This window comes from Anaerococcus rubeinfantis (assembly GCF_001487145.1).
Lineage (GTDB): Bacteria > Bacillota > Clostridia > Tissierellales > Peptoniphilaceae > Anaerococcus > Anaerococcus rubeinfantis.
Window position 1 is genome coordinate 1,534,420 of record NZ_LN913016.1, and the last position, 24,759, is coordinate 1,559,178.

General features: G+C 27.8%; 23 protein-coding genes. 1 reads left to right on the forward strand and 22 read right to left on the reverse strand.

The genetic code is table 11. The annotated features are described in order from the left end of the window. Nucleotides 1-438: 438 nt before the first annotated feature. The 12 genes from BN3265_RS08255 to BN3265_RS08310 all read right to left on the reverse strand — a co-directional run bounded on the left by BN3265_RS08255 (nt 439) and on the right by BN3265_RS08310 (nt 11,708). A complete protein-coding gene (locus BN3265_RS08255) occupies nt 439-669 on the reverse strand; it encodes a glutaredoxin family protein (RefSeq protein WP_049690234.1) in 231 nt (76 codons plus the stop codon). Between the two features lie 77 nt (nt 670-746). Next, nucleotides 747-1,595, reverse strand: coding sequence for a 16S rRNA (adenine(1518)-N(6)/adenine(1519)-N(6))-dimethyltransferase RsmA (rsmA, locus tag BN3265_RS08260; protein ID WP_058991098.1), 849 nt, complete (start codon nt 1,593-1,595; stop codon nt 747-749). Then, complete coding sequence (gene rnmV / locus BN3265_RS08265) at nt 1,592-2,122, reverse strand: ribonuclease M5 (protein WP_058991099.1); 531 nt, start codon at nt 2,120-2,122, stop codon at nt 1,592-1,594. Before rnmV ends, rsmA begins: the two co-directional genes overlap by 4 nt. Before the next feature lie 5 nt (nt 2,123-2,127). Then, nucleotides 2,128-2,892, reverse strand: a complete 765-nt coding sequence (locus tag BN3265_RS08270; RefSeq protein ID WP_058991100.1) for a TatD family hydrolase — start codon at nt 2,890-2,892, stop codon at nt 2,128-2,130. Next, nucleotides 2,892-4,829 (reverse strand): methionine--tRNA ligase, encoded by a 1,938-nt coding sequence (metG, locus tag BN3265_RS08275; protein ID WP_058991101.1) that lies wholly within the window; start codon nt 4,827-4,829, stop codon nt 2,892-2,894. The genes BN3265_RS08270 and metG overlap by 1 nt, the downstream gene beginning before the upstream one ends. Before the next feature lie 476 nt (nt 4,830-5,305). Continuing rightward, nucleotides 5,306-6,571 carry a tyrosine--tRNA ligase gene (gene tyrS / locus BN3265_RS08280; RefSeq protein ID WP_058991102.1) on the reverse strand — a complete coding sequence of 422 codons (1,266 nt, stop codon included), beginning with the start codon at nt 6,569-6,571 and terminating at the stop codon, nt 5,306-5,308. 258 nt (nt 6,572-6,829) lie between these two features. Beyond that, nucleotides 6,830-7,246, reverse strand: coding sequence for a hypothetical protein (locus BN3265_RS08285; RefSeq protein WP_058991103.1), 417 nt, complete (start codon nt 7,244-7,246; stop codon nt 6,830-6,832). A 9-nt stretch (nt 7,247-7,255) separates the two neighbouring features. Continuing rightward, the gene (locus tag BN3265_RS08290; RefSeq protein WP_058991104.1) at nt 7,256-7,459 is read right to left on the reverse strand and encodes a helix-turn-helix transcriptional regulator; all 204 of its coding nucleotides are present in this window, start codon (nt 7,457-7,459) and stop codon (nt 7,256-7,258) included. Nucleotides 7,460-8,537: 1,078 nt separating this feature from the next. Beyond that, a complete protein-coding gene (locus BN3265_RS08295) occupies nt 8,538-9,692 on the reverse strand; it encodes an iron-containing alcohol dehydrogenase (protein ID WP_058991105.1) in 1,155 nt (384 codons plus the stop codon). A gap of 240 nt (nt 9,693-9,932) precedes the next feature. Continuing rightward, nucleotides 9,933-10,376: an SH3 domain-containing protein gene (locus tag BN3265_RS08300; RefSeq protein ID WP_058991106.1), complete on the reverse strand. Its 444-nt coding sequence runs from the start codon at nt 10,374-10,376 to the stop codon at nt 9,933-9,935. 29 nt (nt 10,377-10,405) lie between these two features. Further along, nucleotides 10,406-11,068 (reverse strand): CpsD/CapB family tyrosine-protein kinase, encoded by a 663-nt coding sequence (locus BN3265_RS08305; protein ID WP_058991107.1) that lies wholly within the window; start codon nt 11,066-11,068, stop codon nt 10,406-10,408. A gap of 1 nt (nt 11,069) precedes the next feature. Next, nucleotides 11,070-11,708 carry a YveK family protein gene (locus BN3265_RS08310; RefSeq protein ID WP_058991108.1) on the reverse strand — a complete coding sequence of 213 codons (639 nt, stop codon included), beginning with the start codon at nt 11,706-11,708 and terminating at the stop codon, nt 11,070-11,072. A 268-nt stretch (nt 11,709-11,976) separates the two neighbouring features. Between BN3265_RS08310 and BN3265_RS08315 the strand changes: the two genes are divergently transcribed. Next, nucleotides 11,977-13,455, forward strand: coding sequence for a nucleotide sugar dehydrogenase (locus BN3265_RS08315; protein WP_058991109.1), 1,479 nt, complete (start codon nt 11,977-11,979; stop codon nt 13,453-13,455). 52 nt (nt 13,456-13,507) lie between these two features. Here BN3265_RS08315 and BN3265_RS08320 read toward each other — a convergent pair whose 3' ends face one another. The 10 genes from BN3265_RS08320 to BN3265_RS08365 are packed head-to-tail and all read right to left on the reverse strand — an operon-like array spanning nt 13,508 to nt 24,753. Further along, on the reverse strand, nt 13,508-14,524 hold the full coding sequence (locus tag BN3265_RS08320) for an ATP-grasp fold amidoligase family protein (RefSeq protein WP_058991110.1): 1,017 nt from the start codon (nt 14,522-14,524) through the stop codon (nt 13,508-13,510). Nucleotides 14,525-14,556: 32 nt separating this feature from the next. Beyond that, nucleotides 14,557-16,068, reverse strand: a complete 1,512-nt coding sequence (locus tag BN3265_RS08325; RefSeq protein WP_058991111.1) for a polysaccharide biosynthesis C-terminal domain-containing protein — start codon at nt 16,066-16,068, stop codon at nt 14,557-14,559. After that, nucleotides 16,058-17,305 carry an O-antigen ligase family protein gene (locus BN3265_RS08330; protein ID WP_209436024.1) on the reverse strand — a complete coding sequence of 416 codons (1,248 nt, stop codon included), beginning with the start codon at nt 17,303-17,305 and terminating at the stop codon, nt 16,058-16,060. The genes BN3265_RS08325 and BN3265_RS08330 overlap by 11 nt, the downstream gene beginning before the upstream one ends. A 51-nt stretch (nt 17,306-17,356) precedes the next feature. Further along, nucleotides 17,357-18,424, reverse strand: coding sequence for a glycosyltransferase (locus tag BN3265_RS08335; protein ID WP_058991112.1), 1,068 nt, complete (start codon nt 18,422-18,424; stop codon nt 17,357-17,359). Continuing rightward, nucleotides 18,424-19,590, reverse strand: coding sequence for a CapA family protein (locus BN3265_RS08340; protein ID WP_058991113.1), 1,167 nt, complete (start codon nt 19,588-19,590; stop codon nt 18,424-18,426). The genes BN3265_RS08335 and BN3265_RS08340 overlap by 1 nt, the downstream gene beginning before the upstream one ends. Before the next feature lie 10 nt (nt 19,591-19,600). After that, nucleotides 19,601-20,632, reverse strand: a complete 1,032-nt coding sequence (locus BN3265_RS08345; protein ID WP_058991114.1) for a sugar-transfer associated ATP-grasp domain-containing protein — start codon at nt 20,630-20,632, stop codon at nt 19,601-19,603. 14 nt (nt 20,633-20,646) lie between these two features. Then, on the reverse strand, nt 20,647-21,636 hold the full coding sequence (locus tag BN3265_RS08350; protein WP_058991115.1) for an ornithine cyclodeaminase family protein: 990 nt from the start codon (nt 21,634-21,636) through the stop codon (nt 20,647-20,649). Between the two features lie 21 nt (nt 21,637-21,657). Next, complete coding sequence (locus BN3265_RS08355) at nt 21,658-22,932, reverse strand: ATP-grasp domain-containing protein (protein WP_058991116.1); 1,275 nt, start codon at nt 22,930-22,932, stop codon at nt 21,658-21,660. A gap of 19 nt (nt 22,933-22,951) precedes the next feature. Continuing rightward, nucleotides 22,952-23,545: a sugar transferase gene (locus BN3265_RS08360; RefSeq protein ID WP_082664122.1), complete on the reverse strand. Its 594-nt coding sequence runs from the start codon at nt 23,543-23,545 to the stop codon at nt 22,952-22,954. An 8-nt stretch (nt 23,546-23,553) separates the two neighbouring features. Beyond that, nucleotides 23,554-24,753 (reverse strand): ATP-grasp domain-containing protein, encoded by a 1,200-nt coding sequence (locus BN3265_RS08365; protein WP_058991117.1) that lies wholly within the window; start codon nt 24,751-24,753, stop codon nt 23,554-23,556. Between the last annotated feature and the right edge of the window lie 6 nt (nt 24,754-24,759).

The window sequence follows — 24,759 nt, forward strand, 5'->3', positions numbered from 1 at the left end:
TTGTTAAATATTTCTATTTATTTAACTTAACTTGAGATTTCTCTTTTTTCCGGATGGGTTTTTCTGTGCTTTATTTTTATGCTAAAGTTTATATTTAATTTTAGATTAATTTTTTCCATGAGACCTCTCGGCTTCGCTCGAGGTGGGTGTTTAGTTTATTTCTTTTAATGCTAAAGTTTCTAGTATGTTGAATTCTTGTACTATCTTGTGCCGTTTTGCTTATTTATTTAATCTTTAAATTTCTTATAATTTTATTTTGCTAATATTTGATTTATATAAAAAAATAGAATAAAGGCTAATTAAATTCGAAGCAACCAAATAAATAAAAAAATAACCCATCTCGAGCGTTAGTCGAGAGATCTCTTTGGTTAAATATTTCTAATAATTTAACTAATATTGAGATTTCTCCTTGCTCGGATGGGTTTTTACTTTTTTATTTTATAATCCTAATTTTTCGTCTACAACTTCTTTATTAAAGCCTACAATGTCTTCTCCGTCTATGTTTATTACTGGAACTCCTCTGTGGCCTTTTTCTACTAGGTAGTCGATTGCACTTCTATCTTCGTCTACGTTTTTTTCTTCAAAATCTATATTATTTTCTTTCAAATAATTTTTTGCTGCCTTGCAGTGTGGGCATGTATTTGATGTGTAAACTGTTACTTTTTTCATTTTTTCTCCAATCTTTTTTCTTATAAATCTATTTTTCTAACAAGATTATTATACTCAATTGATAATCTCTTTCAATTTTATGCCTTTATTTTTTCATATTCATTTGTTATTTTTATGAAGTCGTCAAGGGAAAGATTTTCTGCTCTTAGATTTTCTTTTAGAGATAGTTTTTCCAAAATTTCTTTTAATTCTTCTTTTTCAACCACGCTTGATAGGGAATTTAGTATGGTTTTTCTTCTTTTATTAAAACCTGCCCTAACTATTTTAAATAAAATATCCCTATCAACTTTTTCATCATACAAGGTCAAATTTAATTTTAAAACTTGGGAGTCTATTTTTGGTTGGGGCATAAAAACTGATTTTGGAACCTTGAATTGACCAGTAATTTCTGCATAATATTTTATAAAAACTGAAAGTGATGAATAATCCTTGCTTTTTTCATCCGCCTTCATTCTATCTGCCACTTCTTTTTGAACCATAATTGTCATATCCTTACAAGGAAGGTCCTCTTCGAATAATTTTTCAATTATTGGAGTTGTTATATAGTATGGCAAATTTGAAACAACCTTAAAATCTTCTCCAGAAAAATTTTCTTTTACAATTTTTTTAAGGTCAGTTTTTAAAATATCTGCATTTATTATGTCAACATTTGAAAACTCGCCCAAATTGTCATTTAAAATAGGAATAAGCGCCTTATCTATTTCTATTACAACAAGTTTTTTGCAAGTTTTTGCCATTTCTTGGCTGATTGTTCCGATTCCTGGTCCAATTTCCAAAATATTTTCGCCAGAAACTTCTGATAAATCTATAATTTTATCTACAAAATTTTTGTCTACCAGAAAATTTTGACCCAGAGATTTTGTAAACTTAAAACCGTAAAGGTCTTGGATTAATTTTATTGTTTTTGGTGAATATAATTTTTTCATAATTTTTCAACCGCACTTTCAAATTCTTCTCGGCTTATGCCAAAGGAATTTAGTTTTGATAAAAGTTGCTTGGAATTAAAATATCCTATAGAAAGTATATCGCCGAGCTTTTCTCTCCTGTTTCTGCTATCATCTGTAAGGGTAAGATTATTGTCCAAGAGGTCTTTCATGGTAAATTCTTCTCTTTTCTTACAAGTTGAGGCGTGGGCGTTTTTAAGTGCCTCGATTATATCTTCTTTTGAAGCATTTTCTACTCCCAAATCTCCCTTTTTGATTGCTTTTTTCCTATCAAGATAGGCGTGCTTGGCGTTTGGAATTTCTTTGGAAATTTTTGCCCTGATTTTTTTCCCTGCAAAATCTGGGTCGGTAAAAATTATTATTCCACATCTTTTGTCAATTTCTTTTAATTTTTCAATCAAATCTTTTCCAAAAGCAAGGCCATTTGTAGCTACAAGCTCGCAATCGACTGCTGATTTTATATTTGTTATATCATCTTTTCCTTCAACTACTATTGTTTCTTTTATCATGTTACCTACTTTATATTAAAAAATTCCATAGCATTTTTGCTTGTTCTTTTTGCAAGTTTTGATAATTTCATCCCGCGAAGATTTGCAATTTCTCTTGCAACTTCCACAATTTTTCTCGGATCATTTCTCCTTCCCCTGTAAGGCTCTGGGGAAAGGTATGGGGAATCTGTTTCAAGCATGAGCTTATCCAAATCCACATTTATGGCTGCATTTTTCTCATTTTCTGCGTTTTTAAAAGTTACAACTCCCCCGATTGAAATATAATATCCTCTTTTCATACATTCCATAAGGTGGATATATGAATAGGCAAAACAGTGAATTTGGACTTTTAAATCCGGATAATTTTTTAAAATTTCCAAACAATCGTCAATCGAATCTCTGGAATGAATTACAACCGGAAGCTTTAATTTTCTAGCAAGGTCTAATTGTTTGATAAAAATTTCTTTTTGCTCATCCTTATTGTCATCTTGCCAATAATAATCAAGACCAATCTCTCCAATCGCAAGAACTTTTGGATCTTTTGCCAAATTTTCTAATTTTTCTATATCTCCATCTTTAAAAGAATCTATATTTTCAGGATGAAAACCAACTTGGGCAAATAAATTATCATGTTTTTTTGAAAGATTTAAAACATCTATCGAATCTTCCAAATCGCAAGCTGGCATTATAACATAATTTACGGCAAAATTAGACAGATCCTTTATAAGAAAAGATCTGTCCTCATTAAAATCATCACTCGTTAAATGGGCGTGTGAATCTATTAATTTCATTAAGAAATCACCGTACCCGGTTTGCAGTCTTTGATTGTTGTAAGTAAAACTGCATCGTCTCCCGCAGCAAGAAGCATTCCTTCTGATAAAATTCCTCTCATTTTTACAGGTTTTAAGTTTTTAATTATTACAATATTTTCCCCAACTAGGTCTTCCTTGCTGTAAAATTCTTTTATACTTGAAACAATTGTCCTAGTTTCACTTCCAATATCAACTTTAAAAACAAGAAGTCTGTCGGCATCTGGATGGTCCTTTACTTCCAAAATTTTACCAACAACAAGGTCAAGTTTGTCAAAATCATCAATTTTAATTTGTGCTTTGCCTTGGGCTTCCTCTTCTTTTTCTTCCTTTTTAACTCCAAGTCTTTCTTCAATTAGTTTATTATTTAAAGCATGAAGTTTTTCAAGTTCTTTTTCTGTATCAAGTCTATTAAATAAATTTTCGCCCTTACTTACTTTTGTTCCTTCTTTAATTAGGCCAAATTCTTTTGCAGATTCAAAACCTTGGTTTTCTACACCCAATTGTTTTAAAATTTCTTCTGTTGTATTTCTCATAACAGGCTCAAGCATTTGGGAAATAATTCTTAAAGATTCTGCAAGATTATATAAAACTGTGTTTAATCTGTCATATTTTTCTTCACGACCCAAAATCCATGGCTCAGTTTGGTCAACATACTTGTTTGATCTTCTTACAAGATTCCACAAAGCTTCCAATGCCTCATTAAATTTAAATTCATCCATTAATTTTGTAAAATCATCATAAGTTTTGTGGCAAAGATTTATTAAATCTTCATCGTACTGATCAGTTTCAGTACCTTTTTTGATAATTCCATCATTATATTTTGAAATCATAGAAACAGTTCTTGAAAGTAAATTTCCCAAATCATTTACCAAATCAGAATTGTACCTATCCATAAATTTCTTTGAAAGGAAGTTTCCATCAGCTCCAAAGTTAAATTCACGAAGAAGGAAATATTTTAAAGGATCTGTTCCATATAATTCCACAAGTGGTTCTGGATACATAATATTTCCCTTAGATTTACTCATCTTGTCATTGTCAAACAAAATCCAACCATGGGCAAAAACTTTTCTAGGAAGTGGAATATCTAAAGCCATCAAAAGTGCTGGCCAAATTATTGTATGAAATCTTACAATATCTTTTCCAATTAAATGAACACCAGCTGGCCAATATTTGTTGAATTTTTCCATATCATAGCCATAACCAATAGCTGTCAAATAACAAGATAGGGCATCAATCCAAACATAAACAACATGCTCGTTGTCAAAAGGAACATCAACGCCCCAATCAAAAGTATTTCTAGAAACAGAAAGATCATCAAGTCCTTTGTTGATAAAGTTATTCAACATTTCATTTTGCCTAAATTTAGGCTCAAGAAATTCAGGATGGTCTTTAAAAAGTTCCTTTAATTTGTCAGTATATTTTGAAAGTCTGAAAAAATAAGATTCTTCCAAATGGTGGTCAACTGCCCTGCCACAATCAGGACAATTTCCATCATCAAGTTGGCTTTCAGTAAAATAAGATTCGCAAGATTCACAATAATATCCGTCATACTTTCCCTTATAAATATCTCCCTTGTCATAAAGATATTGAAAAATATTTTTTACATTTTCTTCGTGCTTTGGATCAGTTGATCTTACAAAAGTATCATAATCAATATCAAGTTTTTTAAGCAAAACTTTTGTTTCCCCAGCAATTCTATCAACAAATTCTTGAGGCTTAGATCCATGAGAAAGAGCAGCATTCATTATTTTTTGACCATGCTCATCAGTTCCAGTTGTAAGATAAGTATCAAATCCTCTTAAAGTTTTATATCTTTTTAAAACATCAGCAATAACTGAAGTATAAACATTACCAATGTGAAGATTACTGTTAGGATAATAAATCGGTGTGGTGATATAGTAAGTATTTTTGTCCATAAATTCTCCTTTATAAATATTAAACTATTTTCTTTTTATATATACCTTTATTATAGCGTTTTTGTTCATTTTTTCCAATTTAAAATATATAAGATAAAATAAAAAATCCACAGAAATTGACTTTATATAAATTTACTCAATCAATGAGATCCCTCCACTGCGGTCGAGATGGGTAATTATTATTCTTATTTAATTACTAAAGTTATATTTTTATTATGGATTTCGATTTTAAACTATTTATTCACGGATTTTCAAATATTAAATATAAATAATTTTAATTTAAAAAATTTACCAAAGTAAATACTTTAAATATTTAATCGATTATATAAATTCGAAGATATTGAATACAAAAAGTTTAAATCCATCTTGAGCGAACAAAGTGAGTCGAGAGATCTCTTTATTAATTTTATCTCTTAATTAAAAACAAAACCCATCTTTCATTTGGATGGGTTTCTTATTAATAAATTTGAAATATTCTATTTAATTGTAACTTTGTGGAAGGTTTTTTTGCCTTTTTTAACTATTATTTTTCCTTCTTCAAATAATTCTTCATTTATTTCAAATCTTGGGTCGGTTATTTTTTCATCGTTTACACTTACTCCACCGCCCTTTACTGAGTCTCTTGCTTGAGAATTTGATTTTGTAAGTCCTAGTTTTGTCAAAAGTGTCAAAATTCCCATTGGTAATTCTTCTTTTTCAATTTCTGTTGTTGGCATTGCTGATTCGTCTCCAGCTCCAGAGAATAAGGCTTTAGAAGCTTCTAGGGCTTCTTTTGCTTTTTCTTCCCCGTGAATTAATTTTGTGATTTCATAAGCCAAAACTTCTTTTGCATGGTTAATTTCTTTTGCATCTTTCCCATTTCCTAATTTTCTACATTCTTCTGTTGGTAGGAAAGTTAACATCAAGAGGAATTTTTCTACGTCCCTGTCGTCAACATTTCTCATATATTGGAAAAGTTCGTAGGCTGAAGTTTTTTCTTCATCAAGCCAAACAGCTCCCTTTTGACTTTTTCCCATTTTTATTCCATCAGCTGTTGTCAAAAGTTTAAAAGTCATTCCATAAACTTTGGCATCTTCTTTTTTCCTAATTAAATCATAGCCACCGATAATATTTGACCATTGGTCAGATCCACCGATTTGAAGAGTACAGTTGTGTCTTCTGTATAATTCTAGAAAATCGTAAGATTGTAAAAGCATGTAGGAAAATTCAAAAAATGTAAGACCCTTGTCCATCCTATTTTTGTAGGCATCTTTTTTTAGCATTTCATTTACAAGGAAATTTGATCCAACATCCCTTAAAAAATCTACAAAAGGAAGATTTAACAACCAATCTCCATTGTTCACCATTATAGCCTTGTCGCCGGAATCTTCTCCATCATTTTCAAATTCCAAAAATCTTTGAAATTGTTTATAAAAACAATTTGCATTGTGGTCAATTCTCTCCTTGGTCATAACCATTCTCATGTCACTTCTTCCAGAAGGATCTCCAATCATTGTAGTTCCTCCACCAAGAAGGGCGATTGGTCTGTGACCATAATTTTGCATTCTCATCATAACCATAATTTGGATAAGGTGACCAACTGTCAAAGAATCTGCAGTTGCATCAAATCCACAATAAAAAGTTAATTTTTCATTTTTTAATTTTTCAGCTAATTCTTCCTCATCAGTAGAAGCCTCAAAATATCCACGATCTTTTAGCTCATCAAAAACTGAATCATATTCTTTTGGGTATTTAAATTTCATATATTTCTCCTTTAATCTTTAATTTTTTTATTTTTAAGCACAAAAAAAGAGCATAAGAAGGCATCTTAATGCGGTACCACTTCTTTTTATACTCCACGCTTTCACTAAGTAGAAAGCCAACTTTGGACAAAGAATCCTGTAATTTCAAAAAAATTATCCCAAATTTTTCCTACTATAAATCCTATAAGTCCTATTTACTTATCATAGATTATACAAGTTTTAAGGTTTTTTTCAAATATATAGACTATAAATAAAAATTTATAGCCTGTGCCAATTATTTTCCTTCAAATTTTTAAAATTATCGAAATTATCCTCGCACATCTTCCCCTTAAAAGAAATTTCATAGGATATTTTTTTGCCCAAGTGAGAAAAATTTATAAAAGCCCTATTAGATTTCTCATCAATTTCAAAAGAATTAATTTCATCCCAAGGCATAAGAAGAAAATCGCCCTTGGTAGAATTTGAAATTTCCTTTTCAAAAATTCCCTTTTCAGTAAAATTTAAAAGAAAAGTTCTTGAAGAATCCAAAGTATTATAAAGATTACTTGCCAATAATTTTAAAAATCCCTTTCCAGTTGAATTATGTTTAATAGCAAGCAAATACGAGTCAGTTTTTTTGAATTTTTCATTTATTTTTTCCCTAAATTCATTCACATCATTAAATAAAATTCCCATTTTCCCTCCTTATTTAAAAATAAAAACTTCTTTAATATCCTTGTCCAAAACCTTGCAAATTTTATAGGCAGTTTCAAGACTTGGACTTATGGTGTTATTTTCATAAGCCATAATCGACCTTCTCTTAAGCCCAACCATTTTGGCAAGTTTATGCTGAGAAAGCCCCTTCTCTTTTCTAAATTCCCTAATTTTATTTTCAATTTCCACTTCCATACAAAAACCTTTGGTTACATTTATAGTACATTTTTTGTTACATTTATAGTACCACAAAAATAAATTTTTGTAAAATTTGATAAGTAAAAATCCTTTGTCAATTTTAAAAATAAATAAAAATCCCATATAGAGCCGATAAATATGCCTTGATTTGGCATAATTATCTGCTCAAGATGGGTTTATACTCTATATTTTTTGCTCCGAATAAATTTAAATCAAATTTTTAATAAATAAAATCAAATTCCTATTTATACTTCATCAATTAAAATCAAAAATAAAAATTAATAAAAAATAACAAAATACAAACTTTAGCAATTAAAAAACAAATATACACCCATCTCGAGCCTGTCGAGAGATCTCTTGCAAAAACTAAGGCAAAAGAAATTGTATGCATTCTCTAGTAAATCTATGAAAATTAGAAAGAATAATATAAGCCTAAACTAACAATAGAGATCTCTCCACGCACTTCACTTCGTTACGTTTGGTCGAGATGGGTTTAATATTGCTATAGTTTTATACTTTGAATAAATTTAAATCAAATTTTTATAAATGAAATTATAGTGTAATTAAAACTTCATTCGGAAAAATTCAGCAAAAATAAATAATTATAATGACTTAAATTAATAAAAGTTCTACAAAAATAAACAAATTATCATTAATAAATTACAGTTTTGTTGAGACTTCAGTAATTAAAACTAGCTAATCATCACCCATCTCGACCTTGTGGAGAGATCTCCTTTATTATTTTTATCCAGACATTTACTAAATTAATTAACTCTCCCCACATCCCCACTTTATTTCGTTTGGTCGAGATGATGTTTTTTAATTTTGTAATATAAAAAATAATAGTACATAAATAATAATTAAAACCAATTCGAAGATGCTAATAACAACCCACAATCACCCATCTCGAGCCTAGTCGAGAGATCTCTTTTATTAATTTTATCCAACTATTCACCAAATCCGTTAGAAAAAATTCCCAGCTCAAAACTAAAGAAAATAAAAACAGGAACTCTCGCTCCTGTTTTTTGCTAATCGATTTATATTTTTTAGTAATTATTTTTAAGGATTTATTTTCTTAAAAATCTATTTTTTTGCCGTAATATGCAGCTTCATAAATTTTCTTTATATCTTCTGGTGAAGTTTCTCTTGGATTTGTAAGGGTACAAGCATCTTTGAATGCATTTTCACTCATTTTATCCAAAACTTCTAAGAATTTATCTTCTTCAATTACAGTATTTTTACCGTCTTTAATATTAGCTGTAAGTCCTACAGAAGCATTTAATTTTCTGATTTCTTCTGCTATATCATCAATTCCAAGAATTTTTTCTAGCTTATCATACCTATCTGTTGATTTTCTATTGTAATCAATGATGTATGGAAGCATAATTGCATTTGCCTCACCGTGAGTTAAGTGGAAAATTCCCCCGATTTTGTGAGCCATTGAGTGAACTATTCCTAGTGAAGCATTTGAAAATGCCATTCCTGCAAGTGTTGATGCATCGTGCATTTTTTCTCTTGCATCTATATCTTCCCCATTGTCATAAGCTTTTTTAAGATTTCCAAAAACAAGCTCGATTGCTCTAATTGCAAGTGGTGATGTGTAATCATCTGCTGCTGTTGAAACGAAAGCCTCAACTGCGTGAGTCATAACATCCATACCTGTTTGAGCTGTAATTCTTGGAGGCATTTTACTTGCGATAACCGGATCACAAATTGCTACATCTGGAACAAAATCTGCGTGAACTAATGGATATTTAATTTCTTTTTCTGTATCAGTAATTACTGAAAATGCTGTGATTTCTGAAGCAGTTCCTGATGTTGATGGAATACAAGCCATTTTTGCCTTTGTTCTTAATGGTGGATTGTCAAAAGCTGCCAATTTTTCAAAACTATAGCCAGGATGTTCATAGAAAATCCACATAGCCTTTGCAGCATCCATTGCAGAACCTCCACCAATTGGAATAATCCAATCAGGACCAAACTCTTCCATTTTCTTGCCACCTTCAAGACAAGTTTTTACAGAAGGATCAGGTTCAACCCCATCAAGAATCATAACTTCCATACCAGCTTCTTCCAAATATTTTTTAGCTTGGTCCAAAAAGCCAAATTTTTTCATAGAATGTCCACCAGTTACAAGAACAGCTTTTTTACCTTCAAGATTTTTAAGATATTCAAGACTGCCCACACCGTGAACAATAGTTCTAGGAACTTGGAATGTTGTAATAGTCATATTTTTCTCCTTATAAATTTTCTTTGTTAATCTTTTATCACTATTATTATATGAGTTTGTTCATGTTTGTCAACATAATTTTTATCCTGCCGGTTTTTATTGTTATATAAATAACATTTTTGCATTTATTACAATAATTAGATACTTAATTTGAATTTTCCAAAAAATAATTTATTTTAAAAATAAAATTCTAAGTAATAAAAAAGCCAAATTCACCAAGAATTTGACTTAACTAATAATTTATTCAATTTCTTTTAAAAAACTTCTTTTTACATAACCTTTATTACCATTAAAAGAAATTTTAGACCATTTTTTCCCATCCACATTAACATTTTTAATAACTTCAACCTTTGTGTTTTCTGGTATTTTTTCTATAATATTATCTTCATCTTCAAATGGATTTTTTCTAAATTCAATATCTTTTTTTGTAGTGAATTTTTTTGAAACTTCTAAGTTAGAATCTTTTTTTTCTTTCTCATCAACATTAGGAATCTCATCAATACCTTGTTTTAGCATTTTGCTCAAATTTTCAATTTGCTCCTCCTCAGTATCATCATAAGAAAAATCACTATCAAAAATTGTATCTACTTCAACATTTTTACTTTGATATTTTTCTTCTTTTGCCTTACATGAACTTAAACTAATAAGGATAACAAGAAAGCAAATAATCTTTTTAAATTTCATTTTTCCTCCAAAATTCAAAAATTTTTGAATTATTTATTAAAATATCCTTTATAAATATTCTTATTTATATCAGCATGAGTCATAATTAATCCAATTATATTTGCGTTTACCTTTTTTAAATTTATAATCGCCTTTTCAAGCTCTTCCTTTCTTGTATCATTATATTTAAAAGATAAAATCATGCCATCACAATAAGTTGAGATAATTGAACCATCGGCTAATAAATCAACTGGGGGAATATTTATAAATATATAATCAAATTCTTTTGATAAATCCTTAATTAAATCTTTTACTTTGCTTGAGTCCAAAATTTCGGTTGGATTATTAGGCTTTTGACCTGAAAGCAAAATAGAAAGATTTTCTTGGTTTTTATCTTTTATTAAAATTTCATTTATATTATTATCTTCATAGAAAAAATTTGTTAGGCCAATATTTTTATCAAGTTTTAAAAGCTTATCTAACTTTGGCATTCTTAAATCAAAATCTAATAATGCAACTTTTAAACCATCACTAGCAAAAGATTTTGCAATATCATATAAAGCCTTAGTATTTTTTTCATTTGGTTTTGATGAAGTCATTCCTATAATTTTATAATTTTTATATTCATTGTTATACTTTAAATTGGTTTTTATAGAATAAATTGACTCATCATAAAAAGATGAATTACTTAAATATCCATTTTTTTCTTTCATTCTATTCTCCTTTTTCTTCTTTTGGAATAACTCCAATTATTGGAATCTCATAATAATTTTCTATTTCTTCAGCACTCTTAATTCTAGTATCTCTAAAGTCATTAACTAATACATAAATAATTCCAACAAAAAAACCAAGAAATAAACCTAATGCTGTATATTTTTTTACATTTGGTGATATTGGTTTTTTTGGGGATTTAGCTTTATCTGATATCAAAACTTTCTTATTGCTTAATTTACCAATTGAATTTGTCAATTCAACAGCTGTTTGATTTGCAATATCTGCAGCTCTTTTAGGTATAGAATCAGTCACTTTTATATTAATTAAACTAGAACCCGAATCTGGCTCAACTAATATTTTATTTGCAAGTTCTTCACTGGTCATATCTAAATCTAATTTCTTTATAATTTCTTTTGAAAACTCATTAGATTTTGTTAATTTTGCATAAGTAGAAATAGTACTACTATCAGTATTCTTTGATACCATAATAGTCGTATCAGCTTCATAACTTGGGCTGATTATAAATTTACTCAAAATAAAAAATACAATTCCAAAAATAAGAGAAACTGTAATTATTTTTCCTATGTTTTTTATAACATTTTTTAATACTTTTAATATATCTATTTCATTTTCGTACATTAAATTCTCCTTTAAATCTATGTAAAAGTTTTATAATTATTACTACTAATTATCGCTACTCTATAGTTTATAATAATTTCAACTTAATATCAATACTTTTAGAGAACTATTTGTTAAATAAATAAAAATGAAAACTTAAATATAGTTATTTAAAATTGTATATATTTTTATTTCAGGTCGATTTCAAATTGTTTTGTTGTTTAAATTGACAACACAAGCTTAACTTGATACTATTATTATACAATTTATAATTTGAAATGGAGAATATATGAAAAAATTATCTATTGAAAAAATGGCTAAGACTGTTTCTGATAAAAGAAAAGAAAAAAATATCACTCAATCAAAACTTGCTGAAATTACTGGTATAAATAGAACAATGATTAGTCGTCTTGAATCCCTCGACTATACTCCTTCTATTGATCAACTCCAAAGTCTTGGTGAGGTTTTGGATTTTGATGTTGTTGATTTGTTTGTTGAGGAGAAAAAGGAAACTTCTAAGAATTTTTCTAATAAAAAATATAATATCGCTGTTGCTGGTACGGGCTATGTTGGTCTTTCTATTGCTACTTTGTTATCTCAACACAATCATGTTACTGCTGTTGATATTATTAAGGAAAAGGTTGATTTGATTAATGAGAGAAAATCTCCTATCCAAGATGAATATATTGAAAAATATCTTAAGGAAAAAGACCTTGATTTGACTGCCACTCTTGATGGTGAGTCTGCTTATAGGGATGCTGATTTTGTTGTTATTGCTGCTCCTACTAATTATGATTCTAAGAAGAACTTTTTTGATTGTTCTGCTGTTGAATCTGTTATTGAATTGGTTTTGAAGGTTAATCCTTCTGCTACTATGATTATTAAGTCTACTATTCCTGTAGGCTACACTAAATCTGTTAGGGAGAAATATAATACTAAAAATATTATTTTTTCTCCGGAATTTTTGAGGGAATCTAAGGCTTTGTATGATAATCTTTATCCTTCTAGAATTATTGTTTCTTGTGATGATGAGAGTCGTGATAAGGCTGAAATTTTTGCCCATCTTTTACAAGATGGTGCTATTAAGGAAGATATTGATACTTTGTTTATGGGTTTTACTGAGGCTGAGGCTGTAAAACTTTTTGCTAATACTTATCTTGCTCTTAGGGTTTCTTATTTTAATGAGCTTGATACTTATGCTGAAAGCAAGGGATTAAATACTGAAGAGATTATTAATGGTGTTTGTCTTGATCCAAGAATTGGTTCTCATTACAACAACCCTTCTTTTGGTTATGGTGGATATTGTCTTCCAAAAGATACCAAACAATTATTAGCAAATTTTGATAAGGTTCCTCAAAATATGATTTCTGCTATTGTTGATTCTAATAGAACCAGAAAAGATTTTATTGCTGATCAAGTTTTAAATATAGCTGGATATTATGATTATAATAGTGTCGATCAATATCAACCAGAAAAGGAAAAAGAATGCGTGATTGGAGTTTACAGACTTACAATGAAGTCAAATTCTGATAACTTCCGTCAGTCTTCTATCCAAGGAGTTATGAAAAGAATAAAAGCAAAAGGTGCAACAGTAATAATCTATGAGCCAACTCTAAAAGACGGAGAAACATTTTTTGGATCAGAGGTCGTTAATAACTTAAAAAAATTCAAAAAATTAAGCCAGGCTATAATTGCAAATAGATATAACAACTGCCTGGATGATGTCATCGATAAAGTTTATACTAGAGATATTTTTAAAAGAGATTAAAATCAAAAAAGCTATCATTGTTAATTCAATAATAGCTTTTTCAATATTTTTCCTATTCTTTTAAGTCACTCATTATTTTATTTATATCATTAATATCTAATCTTTTTTCATAAGGTAATCTTAGTAATTTTCCCACTAAAAGTTGAGATTTTCTACCTTTCCATTCATCAAAGCCATTTGCTGGTGTAAATGTTAATTCACCAAAATAAATTTTTCCATCAATTTCATATAAATCTACTCTTACATATATAAAATCTTCAGACAAAATCTTAGAAATTTCAATCATTTTTTCTAATTTTTCAGGTGGATTAGGGATTATTTCATGATTCAAAGCTGAGTCAGAATCCATAACAATATTTAACTTATTCCAATTAGTATCAAACCATGATTCACGGTAGGAATGATTTTTTCTATCAGAAATATATTCAACTATTAGAGGGTTTCCGTTAAAGCAATGGATTTTATAATCAGCTACACTTGGACCATCCATATCAAGAAGCTTTTCGCATATTATTTTTCTTTCTATATCCAAATAGTGAATCTCCATACCCGCATAACCATAAGGGAGTCTTTGCCATAGTTCCATTGACTTTTTCAAATCTTCATAATCTATATTTCTTTTATCTTCAATTATTTTATATCTTGCAGAGCCTGTAGTTGATTTAAAAATCATTTTATCTGGTAACTTTGAAAAATCAATCTCTTCAAAATTATCCCAGCATCCCAGTAAAGGAATTAAATATTCTTTTCCAATTTTTTCTTCAATATATTCACGTACAGAATATTTATCAGCACATATAGTCTTTAATTTTGTAGAATCATTAATTTTAAGCCATTGAACCTTCTCATTAAATGTTTGTGGATTTTCCAAAGGATTTTTATCACTTAAGCTTCTATATTTATACCAATCTATAAGTTCATTCTCAAAATCTTCTTTTTTAAGTTTTGAATAATATCTTTTATATAAAAAATCATAGACATTATAATCAATTACTCCAAATTTTTTTAGAACCTGTTTAATTATCCCAATTAAACCAAACCTTTTTATATAATATTTAAATTTATTCATATATCCTCCATAATTCATAAAAAATAAACTAATTATATAGATTTTCTTTTTAATATTGCTTTAGATATTTCAAATACATCCATTAATTTATCACGATAAAAAATCATATTGAAAATAAATGTTAACAAAGATGCAAAAACAAATACAATTATTGCATTTATAAGCCAATATATATAAGATGTATTTGGAAAAATGAATATTTTACCTGCACAGATGGCTGTCAAAAATATTATAACCGCTAACTCTATAATTTTCTTTAAACTTTTAACAACATTAACTTTTAATATTTTTTTATTGGCATAATAAATAAATTCTGATGTTCTTATTATCATAGCCATAATTGTTCCAATTGCTACACCTACAATACCATATCTTCTAACTAAAATTACAGAAATAACAATATTAGTTATACACTCAACCCAGGCTCCTTTTCTAGTTTCTTTAAAGTGACCAGCAGCATAAACCAAAGTTAAATATGGTAATCTAATTGCCCACAAACACTCACTAATAACCAATAAAATACCAAAAGTAGGTCTAATATAATCGGCATCATGAATATTTGAAGTATAAATTTTCACAAAAGGTATAATTAAAACTACCGAGCAAGCAAACAAAACAGTGCATATCATAAAATAAATAATTTCATAAAGTTCAAATTTATTTCTTAAATTTTCCGTTTCTTTTTTACTTATCATATCACCAAAAGAAGCATCAAGGCCTGATGAGAAAGCTGTAATTAATGCTTTTACACCCTTTACAATTAACATATATACAGAATAAACTGAAACTTCTGATAGTGTGCTAAAAATAGTTAATACTGTAATATCAGTATTAGTGTGAACAACATAAGCAATATGTTGAGCAAGTCCATCCCACTTATTTTTTATAATAAAATTCTTATTAGCATTTTTTAAATCTAGATTAAATTTTCTTTTAACATATAAATTTTGAGCAATCGGTCTTAATACAAAAATTAAACTTACACTAAGTTTTAAGATGTGAACGGAAACATCAGCTCTTGCCATTATTATAGCTGCAATAATAGCTAGAATATATGTACCAATTTGTATAATTGAAATGACATAAGTTTCTTGGTTAGCCTGTAAATAAATTCTATAAACCATACCAAAAAAATACTCAGAAAAAATACTTATTGAAATTATTATAATTAAAGAAGATACATATAGTGTACTTTTTGACGTTTTTATAAAATATGGATATGCAAAAGTTAGTACTACTATATAAATTATAAAAATAATAGCAATAGTTCTAAAGAATTTCTCTGTTGCATACAAAATATCAGTAATTTTTTTATCATCTTTTTGAGAGATAGGCTCATACAATATAGATTTAACAACTGGCCCAACTCCAGATTCAAGTAAGCTTATATACGCCAAAAATTGAGTTACAGATGATATTAAACCATTTACATTAGACCCATACTTGCTGATTATTATTTTTGGTAAAACAAAGCCATAAACAAATATAAAAACTTGTAATATTAAATTTGTTAATACATTTAAAAATGCTTTTTTACTTCTCATTTACACTTTCCTTCTTATTATTTTCAAGTAAATATGATTTTTTATCAAAAAATTTACAATTGTTTTTATTACTTTGATCTATTACATAAATCAAAGAGTAGAATACTGCTATAATCAGATGTTCTTTTGTATATATAGGCTCTGACAGTGATATCAGCAAGCAAGCTAAACTATATCCCATCAAAATATCAACAACTTTATTTTTGTTTTTATAATTATAATTATAAATTGGATAAGAAATTATAAGAACTAAAATTATTAATCCTAATATCCCTCTTTGGAATAATATGTCCAAAAAATAATTATGAGCTCCATAAAAATTGCCTATAATTTTGACTAAATCTACATCACTTAATGCTCCATATCCCAATAATATCCTCTCAGATACAAGTTTAACAATATTTGACCATAATATAGTTCTTCCGCTTAATGTTGCACCCTTTCCCAAAACTTTTGATATCATTATAATTATTTTTGAGTTAAATGAAATAAGTATTTCCATTAATAATATAACAATAATTATTACTCCATATATTTGTTTTGAATTAAATAATCCACTATTTACAATAAAAAATATCCATAACAAAATAAATACGCAAGCTATAACTGCTGTGGCAGTAAAATAAATCATCAAAGCCTGATAGAAAATACCAAATAAAAAAATTCCAGTATATAAAGAAACTTTTTTATTTCTTTTCATATCAATTATTGAAGAACAACACATTCCTGGAAGTAAGTATTTTATTGTAGAATTTACATTCATATATAAAAAATTAGGGAATTTGGGATCATTTGTAATAGCTGGTATTCCTTTTGGAAAAATAATAAAAAAAACTATATTTATTATAAAAAAAATTAAACTAATATCTCTTATTACAAAAACAAATACCTCTGTTTTTAATGAATCTTTTAAAATTGTTATAATTGTATAGCAAACTAACAGAACTACTAACGCATGTTTTATCGATTCACTAATTTGGCCATTATTTACAATTGTGGATAGAACCAAAACCAAATTATAAGCTATTATTAATAAAAACGAGTAATTGAATGCTTTTCTTGTAACAAAAAAATTTATTACTAACATAGAGTAAGATATAATTTTAATTAAATTGATTAAATAGGACGAGGAATTTTCTGAAATTGCAGGTGGTAATAATAGCATTAAAAACATTGAAAAATAAAATATATAATATTTTAATATTTTCTTATCAATTCTTATTTTTGCATTAAGCATCATCTTCTCCCATCTAGTGTTTCCTTTTAATAAATTTAAAACTCATTAAAATTATTTTCTCGAATTTTTAATACCTGATAAGAAATTATACAATAAATAAACAAAATAATATAATTTCAATCTTTTTCTCTTAACAAAGAATATCATAACTTTTAATCTCGTAGGTAAAAAATTCATAGAAACACTATCTATTGCCTCTTCATATGTTTTAACTTGAATTAAATCTCTAAATAGTTTTATTTTTTTATTAAATCCTTTATTATTTTTTTTATTAAAAAAATTATGATCAATATTCCACATTAAAACTTGAACACACCTTAGGTTAAAAGCATCTACGTATGAATCATCTTTATTAAACTTATCTATAAATTTTTTATATTCATTTATTAAATTTTCAAATTCTTCTCTACTATTTTCCATATACTTCTTACCAGAACTAATCGAGTTCATTGATAGCCTATAATTATATAAACATTCATTTAGATAGTATATTTCACTAGCATATTCTGTTGCATTCAACCAAAATACAGTATCTTGAGCTTTTATTAACCCAGGTTTGAATCTGATTTTATTATTTTTAATTATATTATTTTTAATAACCTTACACCATGTTGTTCCTGATGAAACTACAGTTTTTTGATCTCCACCATTATAATATTGTGATATCATTCTTTTTTGAAACAAATCTTTTTTATCTGTAATGTATTGATTGTTGTCAAATGGCAAAACTCTACATTTAAACTTATTGCTTTCATCATAAAACGCGTTATAATTAAATACAATCATGTCAGTATCAACTTCATCAATATATTTACATATATTGCTAATAAAGTTTCTCTCTACATAGTCATCACCATCAACAAAAGTTAGCCATTCGCCTTTAGAGTTTTCTATCCCCGTGTTCCTTGCTACAGAAACTCCTTTATTTTTTTGATGAACTATTTTTATGTTATCATAATTAAAATAAGAATCGATTATTTTTCCCGAAGAATCTGTACTTCCATCATCAACCAAAATAATCTCATAATCATCATCAGATTGATCAATTAAAGATTCTACACAATTTTTCACGTATTTTTCAACATTATATATTGCAACAACCACACTAAGTTTAGTCATTATATCTCCATCGTTAATTTATATTCTTTTTTTAAATCAAAATCTATAGGATTTTTACCAGTAAAAGTTTTATATATCTTCTCGCAATCTTTTATTAGCTTATTACTATTTATTTCTTCTAAATTAAATAAATCATAAGTATTGATTACTTTTTCAGACCCATTATCATTTATAATTTTAGCAATTGAAAATGATAATTCGTAATCTTTATTAGTTAGAATATCCAAGTGTAGAACAATTGAATACATAGGTAAATCTTCATTTATTAAATATATAGTATCAGGCGACATAAAAAAATTCCCGAGTGAGTAAGCTACAAAAAAATCTTCATCAAACTTACACTCTTGAACAATATGAGGATGGTGTCCAATAACAATATCAATACCAAGTTCCTTTAATTCTTCTACTAATTCACGAGTATAAATACCTGGCTTAATATTGAATTGTCCACCTGAATGCATTAATAAAACAATATAATCGACCTTGCTTTTCAAAATAGATATATCTTCAATTAAATTTTTATTTATTTCAGTAATGTTTTTGTCATCTATTCTAGGCCTATTATATTCTTTTTTTAAAATTTTCATTAACCTAACTCTATTTTCAGCAGAAATAAATTTTTCCTTTAACTTAGAATAAATATCTTTCCTACTATTATCTAGCCAATCTTGTTTTTCAAAAAAATTTACCATATACTCATCTTCAGCACTCAACATATTTTTATTAATACTGTAATTTGATCCATAAGTGTAAGCTAAAAAACCAATTTTTATATTATTTATTTCTATAATTTTAAACCTTTTACCATTTTTATCTATATTCGTACCAATATAATCAATCTTTTTCTTATTTAAGATATTCATTGTTCTTAAAAGACCTTCTTTGCCTCTATCTAAACAATGATTGTTTGCTGTTGATAGAAGATTAAATTTAGCTCTGGAAAGCTCATCAGCAAATGAATCTGGCGTATTATAAGAGTAGATATCATAAGAATATTTTGCGTCTTTACCAGCCAATACTGTTTCTAAGTTTCCTACCAAATAATCTGTTTTCTCAAAAATATTAGAATTTGATAAAATACCATCAAAATTATATTTATTTTTTATTTTTGATTTTCTTAAAGTTGGCAATTCACACATAATATCGCCAGTAAAACTTATCCTCATTAAATAACCCCTACAAATTATCTATAACTTTTTTATATTCTTCCCATCTACCTATTTGCTCAGGCATTTGAGTTATATCGGGATCTGCTGAGCAATTTCCTTCTATTATTGAAACTTCACCATTATCTAAAATTGCTATATCCCATCCTACATATCTAACTTCATTTGAAACTTTGCTAGCTCTTATAACTGTATCTATTACTTCATTCCAATAAGGAACTTTAAATCCCAATAATTTTTTGTGACTTATAGGATGTTCATAGTATTTATTATTACTTTTATCTATAGCACAGCTTATTACTTCACCTGTCTTTACATCCATTTTCATAGCTAAGCCATGTTGATGGAAATTATCTGTAGATTTTTCTCCATTTCCCATCCTAAGAATTGCATCCATTACATGAACTTTCTCATTATCCCTTATAGTTACAACTCTAATTGTATTAACTGATGATGGATTAAACTCTGCAAGTTCTTTATTTTGTACTAAAGCTCCTTCTAAAATAAATGATTTTCCATTTATTTTTTTATAAAATTCTTCAAAATTTTTAATTTCATTAGATTTATGTTTAGTGATTCCATTACCACCACTACCTATATTTTGTTTTAGAAAGAAAATATCATGTTTTAAAATAAAGTCTGAAAAATCTTCGAATCTAGTATTATCAACATCAAGCCAATCTCTTTTTAAAAAATCATTGAACTTATTGTTAAACTTCAATTTATCATCAAACAAATCGATTTTTGTTGAGCCATTACATTTAATCAATATTTTTTTCCATTTTCTTCCAACTATAAATTTGTTTCTTTCTGAATAGTTTTTCTTATAAAAATTGTATTGAAAATAATCATTAATTCCAGCACCCAAAACAATTACACTTATCCAAAAATCAAAAAATATTTTAACGCTTTCTAGCTTAGACGTTTCTCCGATAAACATATTTTTTAACAAAGAATACTTATTTATGTGATTTTTTACATAAGCTTTAACGCCTTTTTCATTGTTATAGCCTGTTAATCTTATTTTTTCATTATTATCCAAAATATATCTCCAAATTAAATTTCTAAAATCTCGCCAACATCTTCTGATTTATCATAAACAAATTTAGCTAATAACACATCTTCATATGCCATTCCTACAGAGTTAAAATATATTAAATTATCTTTATCGTTTCTTCCTTCTTTTTTACCTAAAATAATTTCAGCTAATTCAGCATGAATATTTTCATCTGTAAGTAAGCCGTCTCTATACATTTTACTTATAGTTTGACTTCCTCTATGTTTAACAGCATTCCACTCATCACAAACTATTTTATCTGACTTAAAGGCAACATCATACTCATCTTCAAATCCACCAACATGAACATAAAAATTAGCTTTGTCAAGCCATTCAGCCTTTAAAACAGCCTCTTGACCTGATATTGCAGTTACAACAATATCTGATCCTCTAATGGCTTTTTCAAAATTATTGTCGCATATTTCAAAGTTTATATCTTTATATTTTTTTGAAAGATTTTCTACAAATTTTAAGCATGATTTGTGAGTTCTTGATGACACTCTACATTCTTTTAAACTTGGATGGATGAGCTTAAAGACTTCCAAATGCATTTTTGCTTCTTCTCCAGCACCTATAAAACCAATAGTTTTACTATCTTTTTTTGCCAAATATTTTGATGCTAAAGCAGCAACTCCAGCTGTTCTAAATTTTGTAAGCCAAGAACTTGATACTATTGCAATTGGTTTTCCAGTTTTTATTTCAGATATTATTGTAATACCATTTACATTTTCAATATTCTTACTAGCGTTTGTTGGAAATACAGAAACCCATTTTAAACCACTTACATTTTCATCTAATAAAGTAGATGGCATACAATTAATTCTATTTTGAGATATAGGATCAAATATCTGAGAGGATTTTTCTGGCAAAATAACTCTATCTTTACCTCTATGTATAAAAGATTTTTTTATCACATCAATTCCATCAATCCAGTGATCTTTCATTATATCTATAACTTGTTTTTCTGAAATAACTTTAATTTTCGTCACCTTTTCACCTCTGAATTTATTTTATCTACAATATAGAATATCTAACATATTTTCGCCATTTTCATCTAATATTTTTAGTGACTCATTTACATAATTGATATATTCAATAAGTTGTTCTTGACTATCAGCAACCAAGTGAATATATCCAAAAACCTGATGTGTTGTTCCTGTTTCTTCAATCACATCGTTTACAATATGGGATTGAATAAATGCATAGACGAATTCTTTGTTTATTAATTCTTCTAATCCTTTTATAGCTTTAATAGTTCCATGTTTTAATTGCATTGGTAAAATACAATATTTATGATTTTTTCTATTTTTTATTTCTTTTATATCTTTAAAATCTTTATATAGCGGCTTACCTGTTGATAAATAATTGATCAATAAGTGCATCTGATTAATACCAAACAAATATTCTACTGGGTAATATGTCAATGATCCACCATACCTATAACCTATTTCATTTAAATAAAAGTTGTCTTTATCATAAAATACTTCTATCCATATTGGGCCATAATTAATGCCAATCCCCTCAAGCATTTTAATTATTTTATCATTTACCTTATTTTTAAATTTTTCTGTTAATTTAGAAGGCATAAATTGTATTGACATAACAGGAGCACTATCTTTATTAATCTTTTTTGATTCTTTATCTGTAAGACCACAAAATATGACATCTCCATTTTGTGCTGTATAGTGAGCTATTAAACTATGTTCAAAGTTCATTTTCTTTTCAACTAAAACTTTTCCTGTTTTTGAAGCTTTTTTCGCCTTATCATACGCTTTTAGAAAGTCATCTTCTTTTTCACATATAGTGATTCCTGTAGAACCATTGTTATCTACCGGCTTAGTAACCAAAGGAAAACTTAGTTTTGAAGTTTGTTTTTTATCTATTGGCTCAGAAATATCAAATACAGGTGTAACAGGTACACCAAATTTTCTACATACATCTTTAAAGATATCTTTATTCGTTGCCATTTGCCATTGATTTTCTTCGCAATATTTTGGAATTCCTGTATCTTCTGCTAATTTTATAGAAATAGGAATGTTAACTTCACTTGCCCCTGGATATATTCCATCAATTTTTTCTTTTAAAATTAATTCTTTTATGCTTTCAATATCAGTAGTATCCATAAGATATTCTTCGTCTGCAATTTGCTTAACAATGCATTCTTCTTTCGGTCTTCTATCTATAGCTATTATATAAGCCCCTTGATCTTTCGCATATTTTGCAGCCTCATAAAAATAAGTTGAGGCTCCCAAAAATAGAATTTTTTTCCCATCTAAATTTTTCATTGGTATCAATTCCTCATAATTAATTAGTATTTATATTTTTTTGAAGTAAGACGGATTTAACTGTTTGTATTACAATTTTAACATCAAAAATAAAGTTTAAATTTTCAGCATAATAAACATCTTTTTCAAGTTTTTCTGCTTGACTTATAGAGTTTCTATAATAAGCTTGACTATATCCTGTTACTCCTGGTCTTATACTCAATCTCTTCTTTTCAATATCCGACATATCTTTATATATTTTGCTTGGATTATTTGGCCTAGGTCCAATCCAACTCATATCGCCTTTTAAAATATTAAATACTTGTGGTAACTCATCTATTGAAGTTTTTCTCAAAATTTTTCCGATTTTTGTAACTCTTGGATCATTTGCACTATTAAAAGTAGAATTGTCTTTGTTTCTAATGTCTGGTGCATTCATTTTCATTGAGCGAAGTTTATACATTCCAAAAATGGAGCCGTTTAAGCCCCTTCTTTTTGCTATATAAAAAATATCACCTCTATCTTCAACGTATATCAAAATCCCAAATATTAAACATATTATTAATACAAATGGCAAAGCGATTATTGCTAGTATTAAATCTAATATTCTTTTTACAATATTTTTGTATATCATTATTTTCCTTACTTTTCTACTTCTATTTTTATCATTTCCAGAGCTTTCTCGCAAGAAGCTGTTGCTTTTGAAGTATTTTCACCTTGAGAAATAACATAGGCAACTCTATCGTTTGAATTTTTTATCTGTCTTGACTCTTCTCCAAGTCCATGAACTATTTTCACATTTTTTATTCCTTGGATTTTTTTTGCTTCTTCGACTCCTGTGATTTTCGTTATTTTCCCAATATCACATTTTTTATATCTTGTTGCTGATGCTTTTTCAAATTTTTTACTAACGTCTATTTCTTGTCCAAGTGCAATATTTATTGAAGCTTTTACCATGTTTACTCCTGTTGAGTATGGTACTAGGTGAGTTGTTATATTATCTCCTCCTAGTCTTGCTCCTAATTCCACAACTTTTGGTCCATCCTTTGTCACTTTTATTTCTGTATGTGATGGCCCATTTTCTATTCCTATTGCTTTGTTTGCATCTATGGCTACTTTTTTTATTTTTTCTAATGTATCTTTATCTAATGATGATGGTTGATTATGACCCATTTCTACAAAATATGGTGGGCCAGTAGTAATTTTGTCGGTAACTTGTATTACATGACAATTTCCCTTATATGATATTGTTTCAACACTAACTTCTGGTCCTTGCATAAATTCTTCAACTACTAGGCGACCTGAGTTTGAATTTCCTTTGCAATATTTATATATTTTTTCAAGTTCTTGATCTTGATAATTTTCTATAAGCCTTATTCCCCTGCTTCCAGAATTGTCAGCAGGTTTTACTATACATTTGTAGTTTTTATTTTTAATTTTTTCTATAGCTTTTCTATATTGGTCATAATCATCAACTGAAAAATACATTGGTATTGGTACAGATGATTTTTTTAAGGCATCTCTCATTTTTGATTTATTTGTAGCATTCATTGCAGTTTTTTCATCAATTGCTATTAAATTTAATTCTTCTGCAACTTTTGCTACAGTTATCATTGGCCTATCACTTGCTATGGTTAGTATTCCATCAATATTATTTTCTTTTGCAGCTTCTAAGACTTTTTTTGTATCTGTCGTACTTACTACTATTTTTTTATCTGCATATGAAAAACCTTCTGCATTAGGATTCATGTCAACTGCTATAACATATATTCCCATTTTCTTTGCTTGAACTATTGCAGGAATTTGTAGGACACTCGCTCCTAAAATCATTAATTTTTTCATAAAACC